The organism is Sulfurovum sp., assembly GCF_049668085.1.
GTDB lineage: Bacteria > Campylobacterota > Campylobacteria > Campylobacterales > Sulfurovaceae > Sulfurovum.
Genome location: NZ_JBATIY010000023.1, coordinates 1 through 19,160 on the forward strand (window position 1 = coordinate 1; position 19,160 = coordinate 19,160).

Sequence of the window (19,160 nt, forward strand, 5' to 3'; positions counted from 1 at the left end):
TGTAATACCCAAATTTCTCCACCCATCTCTTTGTTTCTTCGGCAAGTTCTTTGTTTCGGAATTCAAGTGCATATGCTATCGCAAATGTACTTGTAACAGAACCTGCTCCACCTGATTCACCCTTCATCCAATATACTTCACCAATGACAATACCTTTAACCAAAAAGGATAATTCTTCATCTGTATAATTCTCTACTTCATTAATGTCACGACAACAACTATATAAATTGAAGTGCATTCTGGAATTAAAATAAATATTTTTAATATCTTTGCACGTTTCTACAAACTTCTCCCGTATTTTTTTTAAATTTTTTTCATACTCATTATATATGATGATAAATCTCTCCTGCATTTCATTATACTTACTGAGCTCCAATTCAAAGAAATCATCGAATTCATTGATAGATCCCTGTATTTCAGAAAAGTTATTTAAGGAGGAAGATTTTTCTTTTAATTCTAGTTGAATATTTTCAGTTAAACCCATAAGAGAACTTTTTTTATCTACTAAGGTATTAAGTCTTACCGTTAAACACATTAGATATTTTTCTACTTCTATTTCATTTTCAATATGCTTTTGTATATCTTGAACTGTTAAATGTGAATAATTTTTTCCAATTTCAATTGTCTCATTTATTGTTCTATGTAATTTACTCATTCTAAACTCCTCTTTTATAAATTAGATAATGCAATATCTATATCCATGCTATTTATTTCAACAATTAATCAGATGCTGCACCAATACCTACTTTAAATACCTCACTGAACTAGATATTCCAATAAACAGTAAAGATTGTTTCATTAGCAACTTTTATATTTAAGATGTAACAAGTATAGATGAATTATTAAACGATTATAAGAGCATATTTAAAATAAAATATTTTTTAAAATGACCACCTATAATTCAAACTATATCTCTGCTATACTTCTGTATATTCAAATAAGGAAAGTACTTGCAATTTAATGAGTATCTTAAGTCATGCCGTGAACGATATAATCTAACTCAAGAGCAACTTGTGCAAGAACTCTATAACACTGATGATGAGTTTGGAGGCTTGAATACTAGTACCCTGAGTAGATGGGAACGTGGTGCTACACAACCTAGTCTATCAAGACAAGTCAGTATCATTAAAGTTTTTCAGAATTATAACACTATGGTATTCCCATGTTTTGAAGAGCTGGAACATGAAGAGATAGAGAACTCCATCTGTAGGATCGGTGTGCATAATCTGCTGGGTAACAGCAAAAGACTTGTATTAAACCTTCTGTCTAATGTTATTCAGGTTGATGATATGAAAATCATACATGTCAGACAAACTGAGAATATTGATCAAGTCTTAATCATGCCCCATGCACTAGATAAAGAACTCACCAACAACTTTTCGATGTTAAAAGAAGAACACTTTAAGACATGGGCGCTTCATCCAAGCAATCTCTTTTTGGTCAGCGAATACCAAGGTCAGTTTTTTGGTATGCTCTTTGTCCTACGGTTAAAACCTGAAGTGTTTGAGAAACTCTTAAATTTTCAGATGGAGGAACAAGATATTGCAACTGAAGATTTTGCTACTTTTGAAGAGAAAGGCTGTAATTATATCTTGTCCTTTTTTGCGTCAAATGAAAAAAGTGCTTCATTACTTTTCTTACGATATTATGCTCATCTTATTGCCAATCAGAATACCATCTTTGATGTCGGTGCATTAACCATTCTAGATGATGGTAGAAAACTGATAAGCAGACTTAAGCTGAAGTACCTTAAAGACGTGCATGTTAAGGAAGGCCATATTTCATCTCATCGTGCAACACTTTCAGAAGTACTGCTCAACGAAGATGTTTTAAAGATGATATTTCAGAAGCAGGAGTGTCCTGAAGATGACAATTAAGGACTTAACTCATATACCGAGATTACATGACAACACTGTTTGTTAATTTATCTTGATGTGCATCCCGAAACGCTAATATCTCATCAAGGTTTTCAAAAAATATATCGATGAGTTCGGGATCGAAATGCTCCCCTCTTTCCCCTTTTAAGAATTGAAAAATATCTTTATCATCCCATTTTCTTTTATACACTCTATTACTTCCGAGTGCGTCAAAAACATCTGCTATTGCCGTTATTCTCGCATATATATGAATATCATCAGCTTTTAACCCCATAGGATATCCTTTCCCATTATACTTTTCATGATGCTCTTTAGAGACTATTGCTGCTGCTTGAAGAATCTTTTTATTTGAATGTTTTAACATCTCATAACCTAATGATGTATGTGTTTTCATTATCTCAAATTCATCTTCAGTTAATTTTCCAGGTTTATTTAAAATATTGTCGGGTATGCCTACTTTTCCTATATCATGCATCGGCGAAGCTAATTTCAACATTTCAGATTCTTCTTCGCTTAATCCTGATTTAAGTGCCAAGATCTTAGAGTACTCAGCCACCCTTTTCACATGATTGCCTGTCTCTTTACTTCGAGTCTCAGCAATCTCGCCCATAGTATATATGATCTCTTTTTGCGTATTAATGATCTCCTCATTTAAAGATTCGATCTGCTCTATCCCCTCATCTATGGAATATGCCATATCTTTTATACTATGAGAGATCTCACCAAGCTCGTCAGGCCTATTGATCGTTTGTACTGTTTTATAGTTCCCCTCTTCAATATTTTGTAGGTTTTCAATAATGATCTTCGTGTCATGTTTTAACACATTTCTAAAAACGATTGCTAAAGTGATTGCTGCAACTAACATCACAGCTCCCATGTAGAGTATCTCCATCGACACATGTTTATCTATAATGCCTTCAAAGCTATACCGTCCAACAATTAAGAGTAAAGTAATTAGCGGTGCCAGAGTAAAAATTAAAAATGTCTCAAGAATCCGCCCAGAGAGTTTTTCATTAAAAATGGTATAGTTTTTCTCAATTGCAATTTTTTTATAATTTGATTCAAACAGTATGTATTCAATCTGAGACAAAACACCAGCACCCAAAATAACATAAGAACTAAAGAGCTTGAGATGACTCCCCATGGGAAAATCAGGGTAAAGAATAAAATGCAAAATAAAAGCGCTTATCCCGGCTAGAAACCAAGATATCATAGATAAAAAGTAAGCCTGTCGGGGAAGAGAAAAATTCTTCCATGGATTTCCAAATCCAAAATATAAGAGCTCTCTGTACAGTAGATGCAAAATAAAAACAAATCCTAGATTTCTTAGAAGCTGATCTTGTTTAAGTCCATCAATAAATGGACAGATATTTGTACAGTAACTCTGTAGAAAAAGTAATGAAAATAAAGATATCCCAACCAAAAAAAGACGAACTTTTATATTCAACAGATCACTGACTTTATACTGCATGTTTATTCCTTCAAAATATTATTTATACGCCACACCATCTTTGATAATAAAAGTATCCTGCATCAATTGCAAAGATCCAGAGCTGTTTTTTACTCTATATCTGCATACTGTTGTCCAGCCTTTATCGCCTGCACGGATAGGACGGCATCTCTCTTCTTCAAGAGAGTCAGGGTATTTAAGAGTTCTTTCCCAATATTGATATATTGAAGCAGGAACACCTGTACTGTATTTACCATATGGCTTTGGACCAAACTTTGTTTCTAACTCTTTTAATCTTGCAGCTTCAGAAGCAATCAATTCAGCTCTTTGTCTCTCTTGCTCTGTAATTTGAGTCTTTATAGGTGATGAAGTCTGATTTGTATTGCTCTTCAGCCATAAAGGTTCAGTAACCCATAAACCAAATAATAGTAGTGCAAAAAGTATATATTTCATTATCGTCATTTAGGTCCTTTTGTATTCATCAAATAATATTTTACCATTGATTCATTGTTTTATGTGTTTTTTGCATCTTTAGCTATAATATAAGGTGATAAGCTGTAGTATATTATAAATAGATAAAAGAAATGGGAGAGAATATGTCTTTAACACTAAGTTTAGAAGAGAAATTAAATGATTGGCTTACGATGCTCATTGAAGCAGATGGGGCTGACCTTCATATTAAAAGTGACAGCCAGATTCGTGCGCGTATAAAAAGTGAAATAGTTCTCATATCAAAAGAGAGAATAGATGCGAAAACCATGGAGTTACTTGTACAAATATTAACGGGTGATAACTATCAGGACTTTAAAACGACTAAAGAGTTTGATGGCAGCTATGCACTTGATGAAAATTACCGTTTTAGGGTGAATATCTATATGCATCTTAATGGATATGCTATAGCATTTCGTCTTATTCCTTCCAATATCAAAACGATTGAAGAGTTGAATCTTCCGACATCACTACATAAACTTACAAATCTACGTAGAGGACTGATACTTATCACCGGTACAACGGGAAGTGGAAAGTCTACAACTCTTGCAACTATACTTGAGGAGATAAATCAAAAACATAATCACCATATTATTACTATTGAAGATCCTATAGAGTATGTCCATAATGATGCGAAGTCTATAGTTGAACAACGTGAAGTGGGTACACATACAAATAGTTTTGCGCAGGCACTTCGTGCAGCAATGCGTGAAGATCCGGATATCATCGTTGTAGGTGAGATACGTGATCTTGACACTGCTGAAAGTATTTTACGTGCTGTAAATACCGGTCACCTTGTTTTCTCTACTGTACATACATTAGATGCGCGTGAAACCATTGACAGACTTATCGCTATATTCCCTAGCAGTGAGCAAAACCGTATTCGTGCATCACTTGCTGCTACACTGGAAGCCGTCATTTCTCAACGTTTGATCAAAGGGATATCTGGTGATATGGTACCTGCCGTAGAAATAATGTACAGAAGCCCTCAAATTCAGGAACTCATTCGTAGTAAACGTGATAATGAGATCCCGGATGCCATGGCAAAAGAAAATACTTCGTTTGAATCAATTACATTTAATCAAGCTCTTTTCGATCTTACACTGGCAGAAAAGATCACTGAAGAACAGGCATATCAATATGCAACCAGTCCAGCTGATCTCAAGTTAATGTTTACGGTAAGCAATGAATATGAAAAGAAATTTCATGCAGATAAAATAAACGAAGCTCCTCAACTTAAAGAAGATTCATAATCAAACATACATGGCGTTTTAACTCCATGTATACATTCTTTTAATCAAATTTATCAAATTATTTTGTTTCTTAATTTATGATTACATCAATCACTACTAAAAAATACAAAATTCACACATAATTCACACTTAATTCACAAATATATTGTTACAATATACTAATATTGTTGTTGCCAAACTTACTGTGAAGTAAGGACGGAAAGCTATGGGTCTGAAAAATTAGATTGCCAAGTTGCCAAATATGTTGTTTGCATCTTATATCTCCTTCTTTTCCAAATATATCTTTTACTGGTATTACTTTTAACAATACAATTTAATTAAAGGGTAGGATTAATGTATACAAAAAAAATAGCGTATTTTTTTATGGTTTTAGCTGGACTAATGTTTGTTGGATGTGGTGGCGGTAGTTCTAGTACTGTAGATGGTAGTACTCCTCCTATAAGTGAGACTACTCCACCAGATGATAATACTTCCATAGATAGCAACCTTACACTCGATGATTTTGAAGATACAACTCCTCATGATTCTTCTTTCAAATCAACTCATTTCAGTGGCTCACAAAACTGTGCACAGTGTCATGATGGTATCACGGATACGAGTAATGGTCAAGATGTTTCTATTGTTCAAGCATGGAAAGGTACTATGATGGATCATGCAGCTATTGACCCTCTCTATTTGGCAAAAGTAGCCAGTGAAGTACAACGTAATCCAAATTTTAAAGAAGTGATTGAAGACAAATGTAGCCGTTGTCATATGCCAATGGCCAATGTTGAAGCCGATTTTGCTGGTATCACACCGACAATGTTTGGAGAAGATAGTTTTACTGATCCAAATAGTATGTATTATAATGCTGCTAAAGAGGGAGTGAGTTGTACTTTATGTCACCAGATAGAGAATACCCCGCAATTGGGTACAACCGAAGGAACTTCTGGTGCATTTGTCATCGCTGAAAACTTTGGTGCCGATCGTGTGACCTATGGACCATATACCTCACCTAAAACAGGACCTATGCTCAACAACGTTGACTTTACACCAACATACAGTGATCATATGAACGACTCAAAACTCTGTTCTACATGCCATAATCTAGACACGCCAGTGATAGATGCTCAAGGAAATCTAAGCGATAAAATTTTCCCTGAACAGGCTGTCTATACTGAGTGGGAACACAGTGACTTTAATGCAACAAAAAGCTGTCAAGAATGTCATATGCCAAGATCTCAAGGGAGTGTTATTATTTCTACTACAGGAAATGCAGGCGAGAGAACACCATTCTATCAACATAAATTCCTTGGTGCAAATACTTATATGCTCGACATAATAAAAAACAATAGTAAGAAATTAGGTTCTTTAGTAGATTCAGCTACATTTGATGAAAGTATTTCAAATACGAGAGATTTTCTCAAGGCTGCTGCTGATGTAAATATTACCAATACAAACTTTGAAAATAATACACTGGAATTTTCTGTTAAAGTTACAAACCACAGTGGTCATAAATTCCCTACCAGTATTCCAATACGTCGTGCCTGGTTGCATGTAAAAGTAAGCAACTTGACAGATCAAACTGTCTTTGAATCAGGTGCATTTAATAATAATCAAATCATTGGTGTAGATGATACTACTGGATACGCAGAGCACCATGAGTCGATAGATGATACTACAGAAGTTCAAGTCTATGAAGCGATCATGGCAGATACAGATGGAGATCTAACATATACCTTCTTAAATGCGTCTAGATACCTCAAGGATAACCGTATCTTACCAGAAGGCTACAAGAATACTACTCCGGATAGTGCACAAGCCTATGGAGAAGCCATTGATGATGACGACTTTATTGGGGGAAGTGATACTGTCAATTATGAAGTAGATAATTTGCCAGAAGGTGAATATACAATCTCTGTTACACTTAAATACCAAACTGTCTCATATGGTTTCATGCAAGATCTATACAAGGATCAAAATTTAACAGAGGTTGCACTGATGAAAGTGCTTGATGAGAATGCAAAACTTCGTTTTGAGGATATCTCAACAGATATAGCATCGATCGTTCTTCCTTAAAAAATTGTGGGGGAAAACCTCTCCCCCCACCCACCAATTATCCATAACTTTTTCATAAGATATATTATTATTTGCTATTATTAAAATATTCAGCTATAATAATAATATTGAAAGATGATTTAGAGTTTCATCTTTGGCTTGACTTTTATTGATAACCTTATGTTTCCAGTATTATCCTCCATGAGAACACTCCACTTTATATTTTAAGCACTTCAGCAATGATGTGTAAACACAACCAAAGGAATAACAATGGCAACATTAGTAAACGGAACAGTAAAATGGTTCAACAGTGAAAAAGGTTTCGGTTTTATCGAACAAGAACAAGGCGGAGATGATGTATTCGTACACTATCGTCAAATTAACAATAACGGTTATGACCGTGTTTCCCTTAATGATGGTCAAAAGGTAACTTTTGAGATCGGTAAAGGCGAAAAAGGCTTACAAGCTGAAAACGTTACTGGTCTTTAAGACCAGAGATGGACAGAAAAATCTGTCCATCACTTAAATAATTTTTTAAAGAGACTAATAGGTCTTTTTATGAATTGCTTAAAGGAAACGTATGAAAAGTAAAGAAGCTGTTTTTGAAGCGTTACATGAAGGTAAAAATCTTATCAGTAGTATCACAGGGTTGCAATACTCTCTGATCAATAACATATTACATACTCGTAATAGTGAAAGAGGAGATTCGAATCAAAGTGAACTTAATTTCTATCACCCGCCATCTTGGCTCAACCTCAGAATTATAGAAGATAAATCTACCAATCTATAAAAGATCCAACAGAGTCATATAAGACTCTGCCATATATATTTTAAAACTCCACTCTTCCATTAAAACATACTGTCAATTATGAAAAAAACTTTTTTTACTACTCCTCCGCGATAGGATTATCTGAGGATGGTGGTGACTTAACTTCTGGTTCTTCTACATCATCATTTTTCTTATTTAGTTTTTTCTGACGTTTTGCCTCTTGTTTCTTCTGTTTCTCGAGTTCTCGACCCCGTTTTTCATAAGAATAATTTGTTTTTGCCATCTGTTAGGTACCTCCGAAGTATCTATGATTGTCTATCCTGAAACACAATATACTATATAAGAAATACGTAGTATAGAGGTAATTATGCTGTAACAACATCCCATGTTCGGTCTGCATCTTTTTTAACTCCGTGCCAAGTTGCACATCCATTCATACTGATGCCTATAAATATAGTAACCATTAAAACTAACAAAGATTTTTTCATACGATGATCCTTTTTTCTTAAAATTATATCGAAAGTCCATGAGTATGTTATTACTCAATTTCATCTTCACTAGATACAGTTATTTCTTTAATAGGCTTATCTACTATTTTTGCTAATATTTCAACATAACACTCTGTAGCGCCAGTAGCTTTTACTCCATCAAGTTCCTTGATAAGTGCATCAAAATCTACTGCTTTTGCTGAATCTGAAGTAGCCCCTACTTTACAATCAAAGTCCCAATATGTCATATTTGCATCTGGAAGTTTCTTTTTCTTTTCTCGTTTCACATACTTACGAATCTCATGCTTTACTGCTTCAAGTACACGATCTTCGTGTTTTTTCTCATCTGTAAGTTTAAATATTTTTTTCATTTTTTACCCTTCTGATCTGTTTCTATTACGATTTCTATTTCTACTGTTACTTCTGGCACCATCACGGCTACCACCATTGTTAGCATGAGAGCTATTGCTACGAGGTTTACTACGTGAGTTTCCGCTGCTATTGCTACGACCTTTTCCTCCTCCTCTACCATTTTGAATTGGCTCAGCTTTGATATCTGGATCTGGTCTGAATGCCGGAATATCCACTTTTGTAATGTCAGACTTGATGAACTTTTCTATATCTTTAAGCAATTGATGCTCATCTATACATACAAGTGAAACGGCTTCACCACTCTGCCCTGCACGACCTGTTCTACCTATACGGTGGACATAATCCTCAGGTATATTTGGAAGTTCATAGTTTACCACATGTGGAAGGAGATCTATATCTATACCTCTTGCAGCGATGTCAGTGGCTACAAGTACACGAATTTCATTTGCCTTGAACGAGGCCAAAGCTTTGGTTCTAGCCCCCTGACTTTTGTTTCCGTGTATAGCAGCAGCAGAGATACCATACTCTTCAAGCTGCTTAGTCAACTTATTGGCACCATGTTTCGTACGTGTAAAGACTAAAACCTGTCTCCAGTCTTTTGTCTTAATAAGCTGAGAAAGTAATTCTCTCTTTCGCCCCTTATCTACGAGGTGAACCACTTGAGATATCTGATCAGCAGTCTTGTTTTGACGTGCTACTTCTACAAGTACAGGATTCTTGAGAAGTCCTGATGCCAATGTTTTTATCTCTGGGGAAAATGTCGCGGAAAAAAGCAGTGTTTGCCTTTTTTGCGGCATGAGTTTCATAAGCTTTTTGATGTCATGGATAAACCCCATGTCAAGCATACGGTCAGCCTCATCCAAAATGAGACACTCAAGAGCAGAAAAATCAATGCCTTTCTGACCTGCAATATCAAGTAGTCTTCCTGGTGTAGCGATAACAATATCTACACCCTTACGGATCGTTGCCAGTTGAGGGTTAATACCAACCCCGCCGAAGATAACAGTAGAAGTGTAAGGCACATGTTTACCATATGTCTTTATGCTTTCAGCCACTTGGGCTGCAAGTTCACGTGTAGGTGTGAGTACCAAAGCACGTATCTGTTTTTTCTGCATATGCGGTTGTTTTTGAGAAAGTCTCTCAAGTAAAGGAAGTGTAAATCCTGCTGTTTTACCCGTACCGGTTTGCGCGGCAGCCAATACATCTTTTCCTTCTATAACGACAGGAATAGCTTTTTGTTGTATGGGTGTAGGCGTATCATAGCCCTGTTCTTTGACAGCTTTTAAAAGAGGTTCTGATAACCCCAAGTTTGTAAATGACATGTGTTTTATACCTTATGAACGAGCCTACCATCTGTAGTATGAGGTCGGTCTTAGGCTAAGTTAGTTGTTTAATTTTATTGTAGTGCCCCAAGGGCATTTTTCCCTATAGTCAGGGTAAATAGAAGTCGTTGACCGATGTACGCTTAAATTGTATACTATTATAGCGTAATTTTATAGTAATTATAATTTTTCTTTTAATGACACCCAATACTTGCAAATATCCATATATAATTATTAGTTTATTTGATACAATATAAAATTATCAAATACTCAGGAGATTACTATGGCAGATGAACAGTTTGAAAAACTTGAAAAAATTGTATATGACAATGACTTAGAAGCATTCAAGAAAGCGTTCGAAAATGGGACTGACGTGAACCTTCAAAACAGATACGGATGGACTCCGCTGCATATTGCCATTAGAAGGGACAGACGAGATATGGTTGCTTATCTCTTGGAGCAAGGTGCTGACATTGATAAGGTAGATGGGGTAGGATGGACTCCGCTTATGGAGGCAGTTATGGATGATAAACCAGAACTTTGTGCTTTTCTCATAGAAAAAGGTGCTGACGTTACAATTGCCAATGAAAGAGGAGGAACAGCCGCACTGCTTGTTCAAAAATTTGGTCGTGAATCTATGGTAAAATATTTCCAATAACATCTATTTATGTCACATTCACATAGTCATCATCACCATGAGATAAACAACTATAACCGTTCCTTTGCTATAGGTATTGCTCTCAATGTCATCTTTGTTATCATTGAAGTGAGTTATGGATTGCTTGCTGATTCATTGGCACTCATAGCTGATGCGGGACATAACCTAAGTGATGTTATGAGCCTTATGCTTGCATGGGGTGCAAACTATTTGGCGACAAAGCACCCTACCCATAAAAGAACCTATGGTTTACGTAAAGTAACCATTATGGCTTCCTTACTCTCTGCAGTTTTACTTCTCGTAGCTATGGGTGGTATCGCATGGGAATCAGTGGAAAGACTCTCTTCTCCGGAACCTGTAGATGGTGTGATCATCATTATCGTCGCTGCTTTTGGAGTGGTTATCAATACGCTAACAGCATTACTCTTTGTAAAAGGTCAAAAACATGATCTTAACATAAGAGCAGCATATTTGCATATGGCAGCTGATGCAGCCATCTCGTTAGGTGTTGTTATTGCAGGTATAGCCATAATGTTAACGGGTTGGATCTGGCTTGATCCGGCTATTAGTCTTTTTATTGTAGTCGCTATTTTAGTGGGAACATGGCAGTTACTCAGAGACTCTATAGACCTCTCTATAGATGCAGTGCCTCAAAATATCGATGTGTGTGAAGTAAAAGAGTATCTGCTCAATTTTACCAATGTCACTGACCTACATGATCTTCACATTTGGGCTCTCAGTACCACTGAAAATGCCCTTACAGTACACCTTGTAACTTCAGATTCGTTGATTTACAATCATTTTATTCAGGAGATACAGGAACATCTTCATCATCACTTCAACATTGCACATGTGACTATTCAAATAGAGAACAAAGCGGATGACTACCACTGTGTTCTAAATCGTGATGAGTATAGATTCTAGGGATAGTATAAAGGAAGGTTTCTTCCTTTATGCTGCTCTGTATATTGCTGCTTGAAAAGCATTTAGATGGTTTTGATCACCTTCTTTAAGATTTCTATATACAGATACAACATCACTGGGCATACCCACAGAGGCATGTTCAAGATCATCAATTTCTGTATTACCAATGAATTCACCCACTTCCAATGCATCAAGTAGTGATTTTCCACCCTGTTCTATACATGCATCATAAAGGGTTTGCAGTACTGGAGATTCAAATTCACCTACGATATCTTCATCTACATGTGATGTTTCAACACCATACGTCTCACAAAGTTCTCGTGCAGAATCAATGTGTCTCTGCTCTGCATTTCGGATCAATTCAACTATATTTTCATTATAATAGATCTTACCTAATGTCATATAGACATCTCTGGCTACTTTTTCTTCCTGATAAATGAAAAAAAGCATATCTTTTTGCTCTTCTGTCAAGATAGTTGCTGTATTTGGTTTTATACTCATAATAGAAATCCTTTTTATTCGTTTCTTTTTACATCCATATTATAAAAAAGAAGTATGAATTAAGCATGAAGACAGATATATGGCTATTATGGTAGAATTATAAATAGTGAATAATGTATAGTGTTTGGAGGCATTGAATGAGAAATATTTTTTTGGTTGTTTTGTTGAGTGTATTTGGTGTAGCTGCTGATAAAAAACAGACTACGTATGCTTGTGAGTTTACTACCTATGCTACAGAAAAAGGTACTTTCAAAAGTGATCCTGTTAGATTTACCATAGTTTCAAACGACACAAATGGTACCTATACATTGAAAGGTTCAACAGGTCAGTCTAAAGGAAATATCATCAAAGGTGATAAAGGACTCTCTTTTATAAAAGTGACTAAACTTGGAAATATCACTACAACCACTATCACTAATGTTCCTCCCTTGGACAAGGACCAAAAAGCAGTTCATAGTAGAAATATCCTTGCAGGAGGAAAACTCTTAGCAAGTCAATATTATGGAACATGTCACCAAGTCAATGAGATCCAAACGAAAAAAGTACGTTTTGATATCTCGAAAGAAAAGCGAGACAAGATGTACAGAACATTGAAAATAGAAAAAGCATTGAAAAAACTTCCAAAAAAAGATGCTAAATATGTACTGGATGCACTTAATGGTATATTCCCATCAAGATTGGAAATGGAAGAGGATATGAGTATTCAAGGAATGATCCTTGTATCTAAGATCATGGATTACGCAACAAAATCAAAATAATAGAATCACTTTGAATACAGTGTTTTCTATGGATTTAGTTGTAAGAAGATGACAATTTGACATATTTTTTATACAGTTTTTAAAAAAAGACTACTATTGGCCATAACTATAAAAGGAGCTGAAGGTGGAAGGTATGATAAAAGCAAGTTACACAGTGATGTGTAAAAATGATGTAAGTAAAGAACTAAGTTTAGCAGAGATACTTGCTAATGAGAAAGTAGAAAAGGCTATTAAGAGTGAGTTTGCCAAAGGACTGAGAAACCTCGTACTCTCACACAAAGAAGAAGTAGCAGTTTTTTTGAAAACCCAAAAAGAAGTCTTTGAAGTCACTGTAAGCAAAAACGATTTTGCAGACTTGCTTGAACTTGCAGAAGAAGATGCACGTAAACACAAGCGCATCAAAAAAGAGTGTGATGGTGTGGAATTGGTTGATATTTTAACCATAGATTAGGAGTAAGGATTCCTTTTTCATGCTATACTTAGTTAAATACATTTTTCTACTGTATTATGTAGGATATATTAAAAAGACACTATGGCAAAGAAAAAGAAAAAATACTTTATAAAACTTAACAACAAAATACGAAATTATTTTAATGGGCTTCCATTTGATGAAGGTGTCACTACACTTGATGAAGACAAACTCATAGAGCTTATTATGCTGCTTGAGATCACCCTTCCCTCACATACCAAAGAAGAGATGATACGTGCACTTAGACGTATATGGAGTGAAGGTGAAGCCGTCTCTAGAGAAAAGATAGTCACTTACCTTACACAGAGTTATAAGGCTATACCTTATTCAGGAAATAACAAACGTCCCTTAGACAAAGTAGAAAAAATTCTCCAACTCTTAGGTGATGTCTCATATACTAAACATGAAGAGAATTTACTTCTTGAAGCATTTATAGATGTTAAAAGCACTAAGATCACGGAAGAAAAAGTACTCAATAAACTTGCCTACCTACGCATGAAAACTAAACTTCATGCACTCGAAAGATCTTTAGAAGTAGTGTTTAATTCTCTTAATGAAATGGAGTTTTACCATAGTTTTACTTTTTCTTTAGAGAACTTTGATTTTAACAAACTGCTTTTATGTACGACTCCTACTCTGAACATGGATGAACTTTGGCATTTGAATGATGAAGAGATTATGACTAAACTTCAATTAGCTAAAAAAGAGGCCATCAATAAAAAAACTGCAGAAATTGAAGAGTTTCTTCGTCATATAAAAGACTCTGAAGATTTCTACTTAACAGAACAGGAGGTAAATATTGCACTCAAAAGCATGCCTCCTGAATCATTACTCTACCATGCTCCTATAGCATTTGAAACCATTGAAAACATATTAACGCAGATCAGTGACAAATATGAAGTATTTGAAAGTACGGATCACTTCATTATTGAAAAAGAGAAGAATCATGATCTATTTGGTACTACTCTCTTCTATCTCACCTCCGTTTCGTACGAAAAACCTTTTATCTATAATCTCATTTGGAGAGGTGAAGAACCACCTGTAAAAGAAGATATAAATAGAGTCAATGATGACCTCCTTGCACACTTTAAAGTAGCAATAAATGATGTACTTGAAGATATGAAAGAGGAAAGTGAGAGACTGGATATAGAAGAAGAGAAACTTCATGAGTTTATCGTTCGTTTTGTAGAACCTCAGATACGTTCTTCAGGTGTCTTGAAATTTAAAGAAAAGAGTAAGAGACGTATCCTCTTTCATTTTGGTGAATACATCAAACCTTTGCTTGAAAAACAGAAACGTGAAGAGTTGCTGGCCAAGACGATTCGTGACTTTAAAAACCTCTTTCCTCTTGCACGTGAACTTAAACGGAAAATAGTTTTCCATGTTGGGCCTACCAACTCAGGGAAAACCTATCAAGCGCTTAAAACATTAAAAGAGGCACCTACAGGTTACTACCTGGCTCCTCTTCGACTACTCGCACTTGAGGGGTATGAAAACCTTAAAAAAGAAGGTGTAGCTGCCTCTCTTATTACCGGAGAAGAAGAGATCATAGATGAGGAGTCTACACACATCTCTTCTACCATAGAGATGATGAATGCTGCAGTTGATGTCGATGTCTGTGTCATAGATGAGATACAAATGATTGCAGATCGTGACAGAGGATGGGCATGGGCAAATGCACTTATGGGTGTACCTGCAAAAAAAGTGATACTCACAGGTTCAAGTAATGCTCTGAAAGCTGTAAAAGAACTTTGTACTTATTTAGGCGAAGAGTTGGAAATCATCCACTTTGAGCGTAAAAATGAATTGGTCATGTTATCCGAGCCTACTTCCATGAAGCGTATAGAGCCTCAAACAGCTATTGTAGCCTTTTCAAGACGTGATGTACTCTCCTTGAAACAACAACTTAGTGAAAAGTACTCTGTCTCTGTTGTATATGGTAATCTCTCGCCTGAGGTCAGACGAGAAGAGGCTAGACGTTTTAGAGAAGGAGAAAGCCAAATACTCGTTGCAACAGATGCAATAGCCATGGGACTCAATCTTCCTATTAAAACCCTGATCTTTTCCAAAGACAACAAGTTTGACGGTTTACGCAGACGTGAACTTCTACCTACAGAAGTACTGCAGATCTCTGGACGTGCCGGACGTTATGGCTTTGAAGAAAAAGGGTATGTAGGTGCTCTGGATGAAAATGCCCTGACAACCATCACATCTGTTTTTCATACACCCCTGTCAGATCTCGAACTGCCTGTCTCAGTCATGGCAAGTTTAGAGCATGTCATGCTCATAGGTGAAATCCTTGAAACTGACAACATTTTGGATATCTTGGAATTTTTTGCAGACAACATGGAGTTTGAAGGACCTTTTATGGCAGCAAATATTGACTCTATGCTTGAGATAGCTGCAATAGTCAGTGAATACACTCTGGACTTGAAAACACGTTTTTTCCTCTCCTGTGCACCTGCGAGTATCTCATCACCGTACATAGAATCAGTTTTTCATCGTTACATCCGTCAGATAGAGGCAGGAGGAAAAGTGCTCTACATCCCTCCTCGAGACCTTCCTGCTTTTGCACAAACCAATGACATGCTGCTTAATGCTGAAGACAGAGTAAGAGAGATATCTCTCTACTTATGGCTCTCCTTTAAGTTCCCGGATATATTTGAAGATACTGCCAAAGCTATAGCAGCCAGAGTAAGACTGAACAATTTCATAGAAAACTCTCTTAGACAGGGACACTTCACTAAAAAGTGCCGAAGATGTGGAAAGGTACTTGACTTTTCTTACAGGTTTTCAATTTGTGATCAATGCCATGGTCAAAGTAAAAGAGGTTCAGGCTCTTCCAATCATGGTGGTTATCGTGGCCGTAGACGAAGGTAAAAAACATGAAAAAATATTTTAATTTCTAACATTAGGCTATAATTAAAAACAGAACGGATCATAGCGATAGAGAGGAGTAAAATGAAACAATTAAATATATTTACTGTAATTTTTTTCACATTTTTTTCTCATCTATATGCGTATGACCTATCACATATGATAGATAGAAATATATCACAACAAGATGTAAACACAACTAACAGACAAATGGAAAAACCAAGAAAGAGATCAAAAAACCTCTACAAGAAATTTGAAAACTTTTTTTCAGATTATGACGATACTTGGGTAGAAAATATGTTTACTTACACTGCTGATATAATGATGCCTGATGAAATGATCATCGCTACACGAGATATCATGAATAATAGGCTTGATAAAAAATTTGGTTCCTCTAAACAAGATATTCCTAATATATTGGGTACCGATGCATATAGCTGGCTATTGACAACAGGGTATTATCAATTTCAAGATATATCACGTATTACTGATGAATTATGGGAAGATGATGCCTGTGATCCAGGTAGTTTTACCTATGACATCAATAAAGAACCAAAAGAGCCTTTACTCGATTTAAAAGCAAGTGATAAAAATGCAAGGGGCGTGACTCAAAACGGTATTGTTTTGCCCATAAACCAGAATTTTCCCGAGGCTTTGTACCCTTATGCTGTAAAACCAAATGGCTGCAGCGCAGAAGGACTTCAGGATGTATATGATCTAGCTAATGATTTCTCAGATGATGAGCCTTGGCTAAAAAAAGCATGTGATAACCATGACAAATGCTATTTTACAGAAGGGACTTCTTCCAAGGATTGCAACGCTCAATTTATTGTTGAAGCTGTAGATGCTTGTAACCATATCAGTAATACGGATACTTTACTATTCATGGGGATGAAAAATGCTTTTTGCGGCTTCAAAGGCTTGACTGTATCCTCTGCTGCAAATGCCTGTGCAGATAAATATTTTGCTGAAGCACAAAGAAAACAAAAAGCATATAATCAATGGGTCAAAAGATATGAAGAAGCATATCTCAAAGCAAAACAAAAAAAATAATCAATATATAAAGGTACTGACCTATGGCAGATACATTCACAGTGAAAGAGAAAAGCAAGCTCCTGGAGTTTCTTTTTGCACATCTAAGCGGTTGGTCCAAAAAAACTATTAAGCAACGATTACAAGGTTCCAGTGTTGCTGTAAATGGTGAGATCAGCACAAAGCATGATTATCCATTAAATGAAGGTGATATAGTGGAAGTAGGTGTGGTTAAAAAAGCTTCTACACAATCACAGACCTTACAAAAACTAGAGATCCTCTATCAAGATAAAGATATCATCGCTATCAATAAACCTGCCGGTCTGTTATCGGTCGGAAACACGACGGAAAACAAACAACATGCCCTTGCCATACTGAGAAATCAACTCTCACGAGGAAAAAATCAAGTCAAGCTGTGGCCTGTACATAGACTGGATAGAGATACCTCCGGTGTTTTACTTTTTGCTACTTCTAAAGAGATGAGAGAAACCGTCATGGATAAATGGGGAGTATCTGAGAAGATCTACTTGGCCATAGTCGAAGGGTGTCCAAAAGAAAAAAAGGGAACCATCAACCAGCCATTAAGACCAGATGCACGAGAGTACCGTATGCATGTAGGAAAACATCCCGAGGCAAAACGTGCCGTGACGCATTATCTAGTCAAACAGTCCACCACTGAAAGATCTTTGTTGGAAGTCAGTATAGAAACAGGAAGACAGCATCAGATACGCGCACACTTGGCCTGGTTGGGACATAGTATCATCGGTGATGAACGTTATGGGACTAAAGGTGAAAAGATGGGACTGCATGCAAAGAAACTGACTATTGTCCACCCGGTAAAGAAAAAATCTATGTCATTTGAAGTGGACGCTCCTAGAGAGTTTTACGCTCTTTTTTAACTAATAATATCAATTTTGCTATAATGTCAATAAAATAGATTTTTTATTATATAGAAACAACAGAATTATAAAGGCAAGAATTATATGAAGCGAATAGTGTTTAAAGTAGGAAGCAGCGTCTTAACAGATACAAAAAGTATTGCAAAACAGAGGATGTTAAACCTAGTCTCTTTGATTGTTGAAGCCAGAAAAAAATATGAGGTTATTCTTGTGTCATCTGGGGCAGTCTCTGCGGGATATACAGCAGTTCAATTAAACAGAAGTGTTCCTACAAGTAAAAAAGTTTTAGCTTCTGTTGGACAGCCTATCCTTATGAGTTCTTATAAAAACAAGTTTGATATTTATGATGTTCCTATTTCACAGATCCTTTTGACTGAAGAAGATTTTGATTCAAGAGTACATACACAAATCTTCCAGGATATTATAGAAAGAACATTGAGAAATGATATTTTACCTATTGTAAATGAAAATGACATCTCAACAACTCCAGATCAACTCTTTGGAGACAACGACCAACTGTCTGCCCATATTACTTATCATACCGGCGCTGATCTGCTTGTGGTTTTAAGTGATATTGATGGATATTATGATTCTAATCCCAGAGATAATCCAGAAGCAAAGATCAAAAAAATTGTCACTAAGATAGAAAAAGAAGAGCTAGAGCAGGAACATACTCCAAACTCTCAATTTGCAACAGGCGGCATCGTTACAAAATTAAAAGCTGCACAATTTCTTATGGATACAAATCAAAAGATGTTTTTATGCAGTGGTTATGATCTGACAACGGCATATGAATTTATAATGGATGGTATACACAATAAAGGTACACTCTTCACAAAAAATTAAAGTGATCATAAAAAAGATCTGATCTTATCCTTAACAACCCTAAACATTTAAATGATAACCTGGGATAAGTCACTCTGTCCACGTTTCAATAGAATCACAATTTTGATATAATGTCATCAAACATATTTAAAAGCTCACT

General features: G+C 35.9%; 21 protein-coding genes and 1 riboswitch. Of the genes, 13 read left to right on the plus strand and 8 right to left on the minus strand.

Going from position 1 to position 19,160, the window contains the following annotated elements:
• Nucleotides 1-655, minus strand: a 655-nt coding sequence (locus tag WBM70_RS01660) for a hypothetical protein (protein ID WP_424556782.1), incomplete at its 3' end; no start/stop codon positions are given.
• A gap of 295 nt (nucleotides 656-950) precedes the next feature.
• Between WBM70_RS01660 and WBM70_RS01665 the strand changes: the two genes are divergently transcribed.
• Nucleotides 951-1,877, plus strand: coding sequence for a helix-turn-helix domain-containing protein (locus WBM70_RS01665; RefSeq protein WP_424556783.1), 927 nt, complete (start codon nucleotides 951-953; stop codon nucleotides 1,875-1,877).
• 22 nt (nucleotides 1,878-1,899) lie between these two features.
• Here the strand turns inward: WBM70_RS01665 and WBM70_RS01670 are convergent, their stop codons facing one another.
• Together WBM70_RS01670 and WBM70_RS01675 are read right to left on the minus strand one after the other, a co-directional pair.
• Nucleotides 1,900-3,348, minus strand: a complete 1,449-nt coding sequence (locus WBM70_RS01670) for an HD-GYP domain-containing protein (protein WP_424556784.1) — start codon at nucleotides 3,346-3,348, stop codon at nucleotides 1,900-1,902.
• A gap of 18 nt (nucleotides 3,349-3,366) precedes the next feature.
• Nucleotides 3,367-3,789: a hypothetical protein gene (locus WBM70_RS01675; protein WP_424556785.1), complete on the minus strand. Its 423-nt coding sequence runs from the start codon at nucleotides 3,787-3,789 to the stop codon at nucleotides 3,367-3,369.
• A gap of 134 nt (nucleotides 3,790-3,923) precedes the next feature.
• Here WBM70_RS01675 and WBM70_RS01680 point away from each other — a divergent pair, with 134 nt between their 5' ends.
• From WBM70_RS01680 to WBM70_RS01695, 4 genes are all read left to right on the plus strand, one after another.
• Nucleotides 3,924-5,069, plus strand: coding sequence for a type IV pilus twitching motility protein PilT (locus WBM70_RS01680; protein WP_424556786.1), 1,146 nt, complete (start codon nucleotides 3,924-3,926; stop codon nucleotides 5,067-5,069).
• 162 nt (nucleotides 5,070-5,231) lie between these two features.
• A riboswitch (cyclic di-GMP riboswitch) is annotated at nucleotides 5,232-5,309 on the plus strand.
• 93 nt (nucleotides 5,310-5,402) lie between these two features.
• Nucleotides 5,403-7,127: a hypothetical protein gene (locus WBM70_RS01685; protein ID WP_424556787.1), complete on the plus strand. Its 1,725-nt coding sequence runs from the start codon at nucleotides 5,403-5,405 to the stop codon at nucleotides 7,125-7,127.
• Between the two features lie 249 nt (nucleotides 7,128-7,376).
• Nucleotides 7,377-7,595, plus strand: a complete 219-nt coding sequence (locus WBM70_RS01690) for a cold-shock protein (protein ID WP_373033139.1) — start codon at nucleotides 7,377-7,379, stop codon at nucleotides 7,593-7,595.
• A gap of 91 nt (nucleotides 7,596-7,686) precedes the next feature.
• Entirely contained in the window at nucleotides 7,687-7,896 is a 210-nt protein-coding gene (locus tag WBM70_RS01695; RefSeq protein ID WP_424556788.1) for a hypothetical protein, read from the plus strand.
• Nucleotides 7,897-7,993: 97 nt separating this feature from the next.
• Here WBM70_RS01695 and WBM70_RS01700 read toward each other — a convergent pair whose 3' ends face one another.
• From WBM70_RS01700 to WBM70_RS01715, 4 genes are all read right to left on the minus strand, one after another.
• Nucleotides 7,994-8,158, minus strand: coding sequence for a hypothetical protein (locus tag WBM70_RS01700; RefSeq protein ID WP_424556789.1), 165 nt, complete (start codon nucleotides 8,156-8,158; stop codon nucleotides 7,994-7,996).
• An 82-nt stretch (nucleotides 8,159-8,240) separates the two neighbouring features.
• Nucleotides 8,241-8,363 (minus strand): entericidin EcnAB, encoded by a 123-nt coding sequence (locus WBM70_RS01705; RefSeq protein WP_424556790.1) that lies wholly within the window; start codon nucleotides 8,361-8,363, stop codon nucleotides 8,241-8,243.
• Between the two features lie 50 nt (nucleotides 8,364-8,413).
• A complete protein-coding gene (locus WBM70_RS01710; protein ID WP_424556791.1) occupies nucleotides 8,414-8,734 on the minus strand; it encodes a DUF6172 family protein in 321 nt (106 codons plus the stop codon).
• Between the two features lie 3 nt (nucleotides 8,735-8,737).
• On the minus strand, nucleotides 8,738-10,057 hold the full coding sequence (locus WBM70_RS01715) for a DEAD/DEAH box helicase (RefSeq protein WP_424556792.1): 1,320 nt from the start codon (nucleotides 10,055-10,057) through the stop codon (nucleotides 8,738-8,740).
• Between the two features lie 283 nt (nucleotides 10,058-10,340).
• Here WBM70_RS01715 and WBM70_RS01720 point away from each other — a divergent pair, with 283 nt between their 5' ends.
• Both WBM70_RS01720 and WBM70_RS01725 read left to right on the plus strand, forming a co-directional pair.
• A complete protein-coding gene (locus WBM70_RS01720; protein ID WP_424556793.1) occupies nucleotides 10,341-10,715 on the plus strand; it encodes an ankyrin repeat domain-containing protein in 375 nt (124 codons plus the stop codon).
• 9 nt (nucleotides 10,716-10,724) lie between these two features.
• Nucleotides 10,725-11,639 (plus strand): cation diffusion facilitator family transporter, encoded by a 915-nt coding sequence (locus WBM70_RS01725; RefSeq protein ID WP_424556794.1) that lies wholly within the window; start codon nucleotides 10,725-10,727, stop codon nucleotides 11,637-11,639.
• Nucleotides 11,640-11,666: 27 nt separating this feature from the next.
• Here WBM70_RS01725 and WBM70_RS01730 read toward each other — a convergent pair whose 3' ends face one another.
• Nucleotides 11,667-12,140: a DUF2202 domain-containing protein gene (locus WBM70_RS01730; protein ID WP_424556795.1), complete on the minus strand. Its 474-nt coding sequence runs from the start codon at nucleotides 12,138-12,140 to the stop codon at nucleotides 11,667-11,669.
• Nucleotides 12,141-12,277: 137 nt separating this feature from the next.
• Between WBM70_RS01730 and WBM70_RS01735 the strand changes: the two genes are divergently transcribed.
• The 6 genes from WBM70_RS01735 (at nucleotide 12,278) to proB (ending at nucleotide 19,021) form a co-directional block, all read left to right on the plus strand.
• A complete protein-coding gene (locus WBM70_RS01735) occupies nucleotides 12,278-12,898 on the plus strand; it encodes a hypothetical protein (RefSeq protein WP_424556796.1) in 621 nt (206 codons plus the stop codon).
• Nucleotides 12,899-13,031: 133 nt separating this feature from the next.
• On the plus strand, nucleotides 13,032-13,349 hold the full coding sequence (locus WBM70_RS01740; protein WP_424556797.1) for a hypothetical protein: 318 nt from the start codon (nucleotides 13,032-13,034) through the stop codon (nucleotides 13,347-13,349).
• An 81-nt stretch (nucleotides 13,350-13,430) separates the two neighbouring features.
• Nucleotides 13,431-16,247 carry a helicase-related protein gene (locus WBM70_RS01745; protein ID WP_424556798.1) on the plus strand — a complete coding sequence of 939 codons (2,817 nt, stop codon included), beginning with the start codon at nucleotides 13,431-13,433 and terminating at the stop codon, nucleotides 16,245-16,247.
• Between the two features lie 81 nt (nucleotides 16,248-16,328).
• The gene (locus WBM70_RS01750; RefSeq protein WP_424556799.1) at nucleotides 16,329-17,297 is read left to right on the plus strand and encodes a hypothetical protein; all 969 of its coding nucleotides are present in this window, start codon (nucleotides 16,329-16,331) and stop codon (nucleotides 17,295-17,297) included.
• A gap of 23 nt (nucleotides 17,298-17,320) precedes the next feature.
• Nucleotides 17,321-18,175 (plus strand): RluA family pseudouridine synthase, encoded by an 855-nt coding sequence (locus WBM70_RS01755; protein WP_424556800.1) that lies wholly within the window; start codon nucleotides 17,321-17,323, stop codon nucleotides 18,173-18,175.
• Nucleotides 18,176-18,259: 84 nt separating this feature from the next.
• Nucleotides 18,260-19,021, plus strand: coding sequence for a glutamate 5-kinase (gene proB, locus WBM70_RS01760; RefSeq protein WP_424556801.1), 762 nt, complete (start codon nucleotides 18,260-18,262; stop codon nucleotides 19,019-19,021).
• Nucleotides 19,022-19,160: the final 139 nt, after the last annotated feature.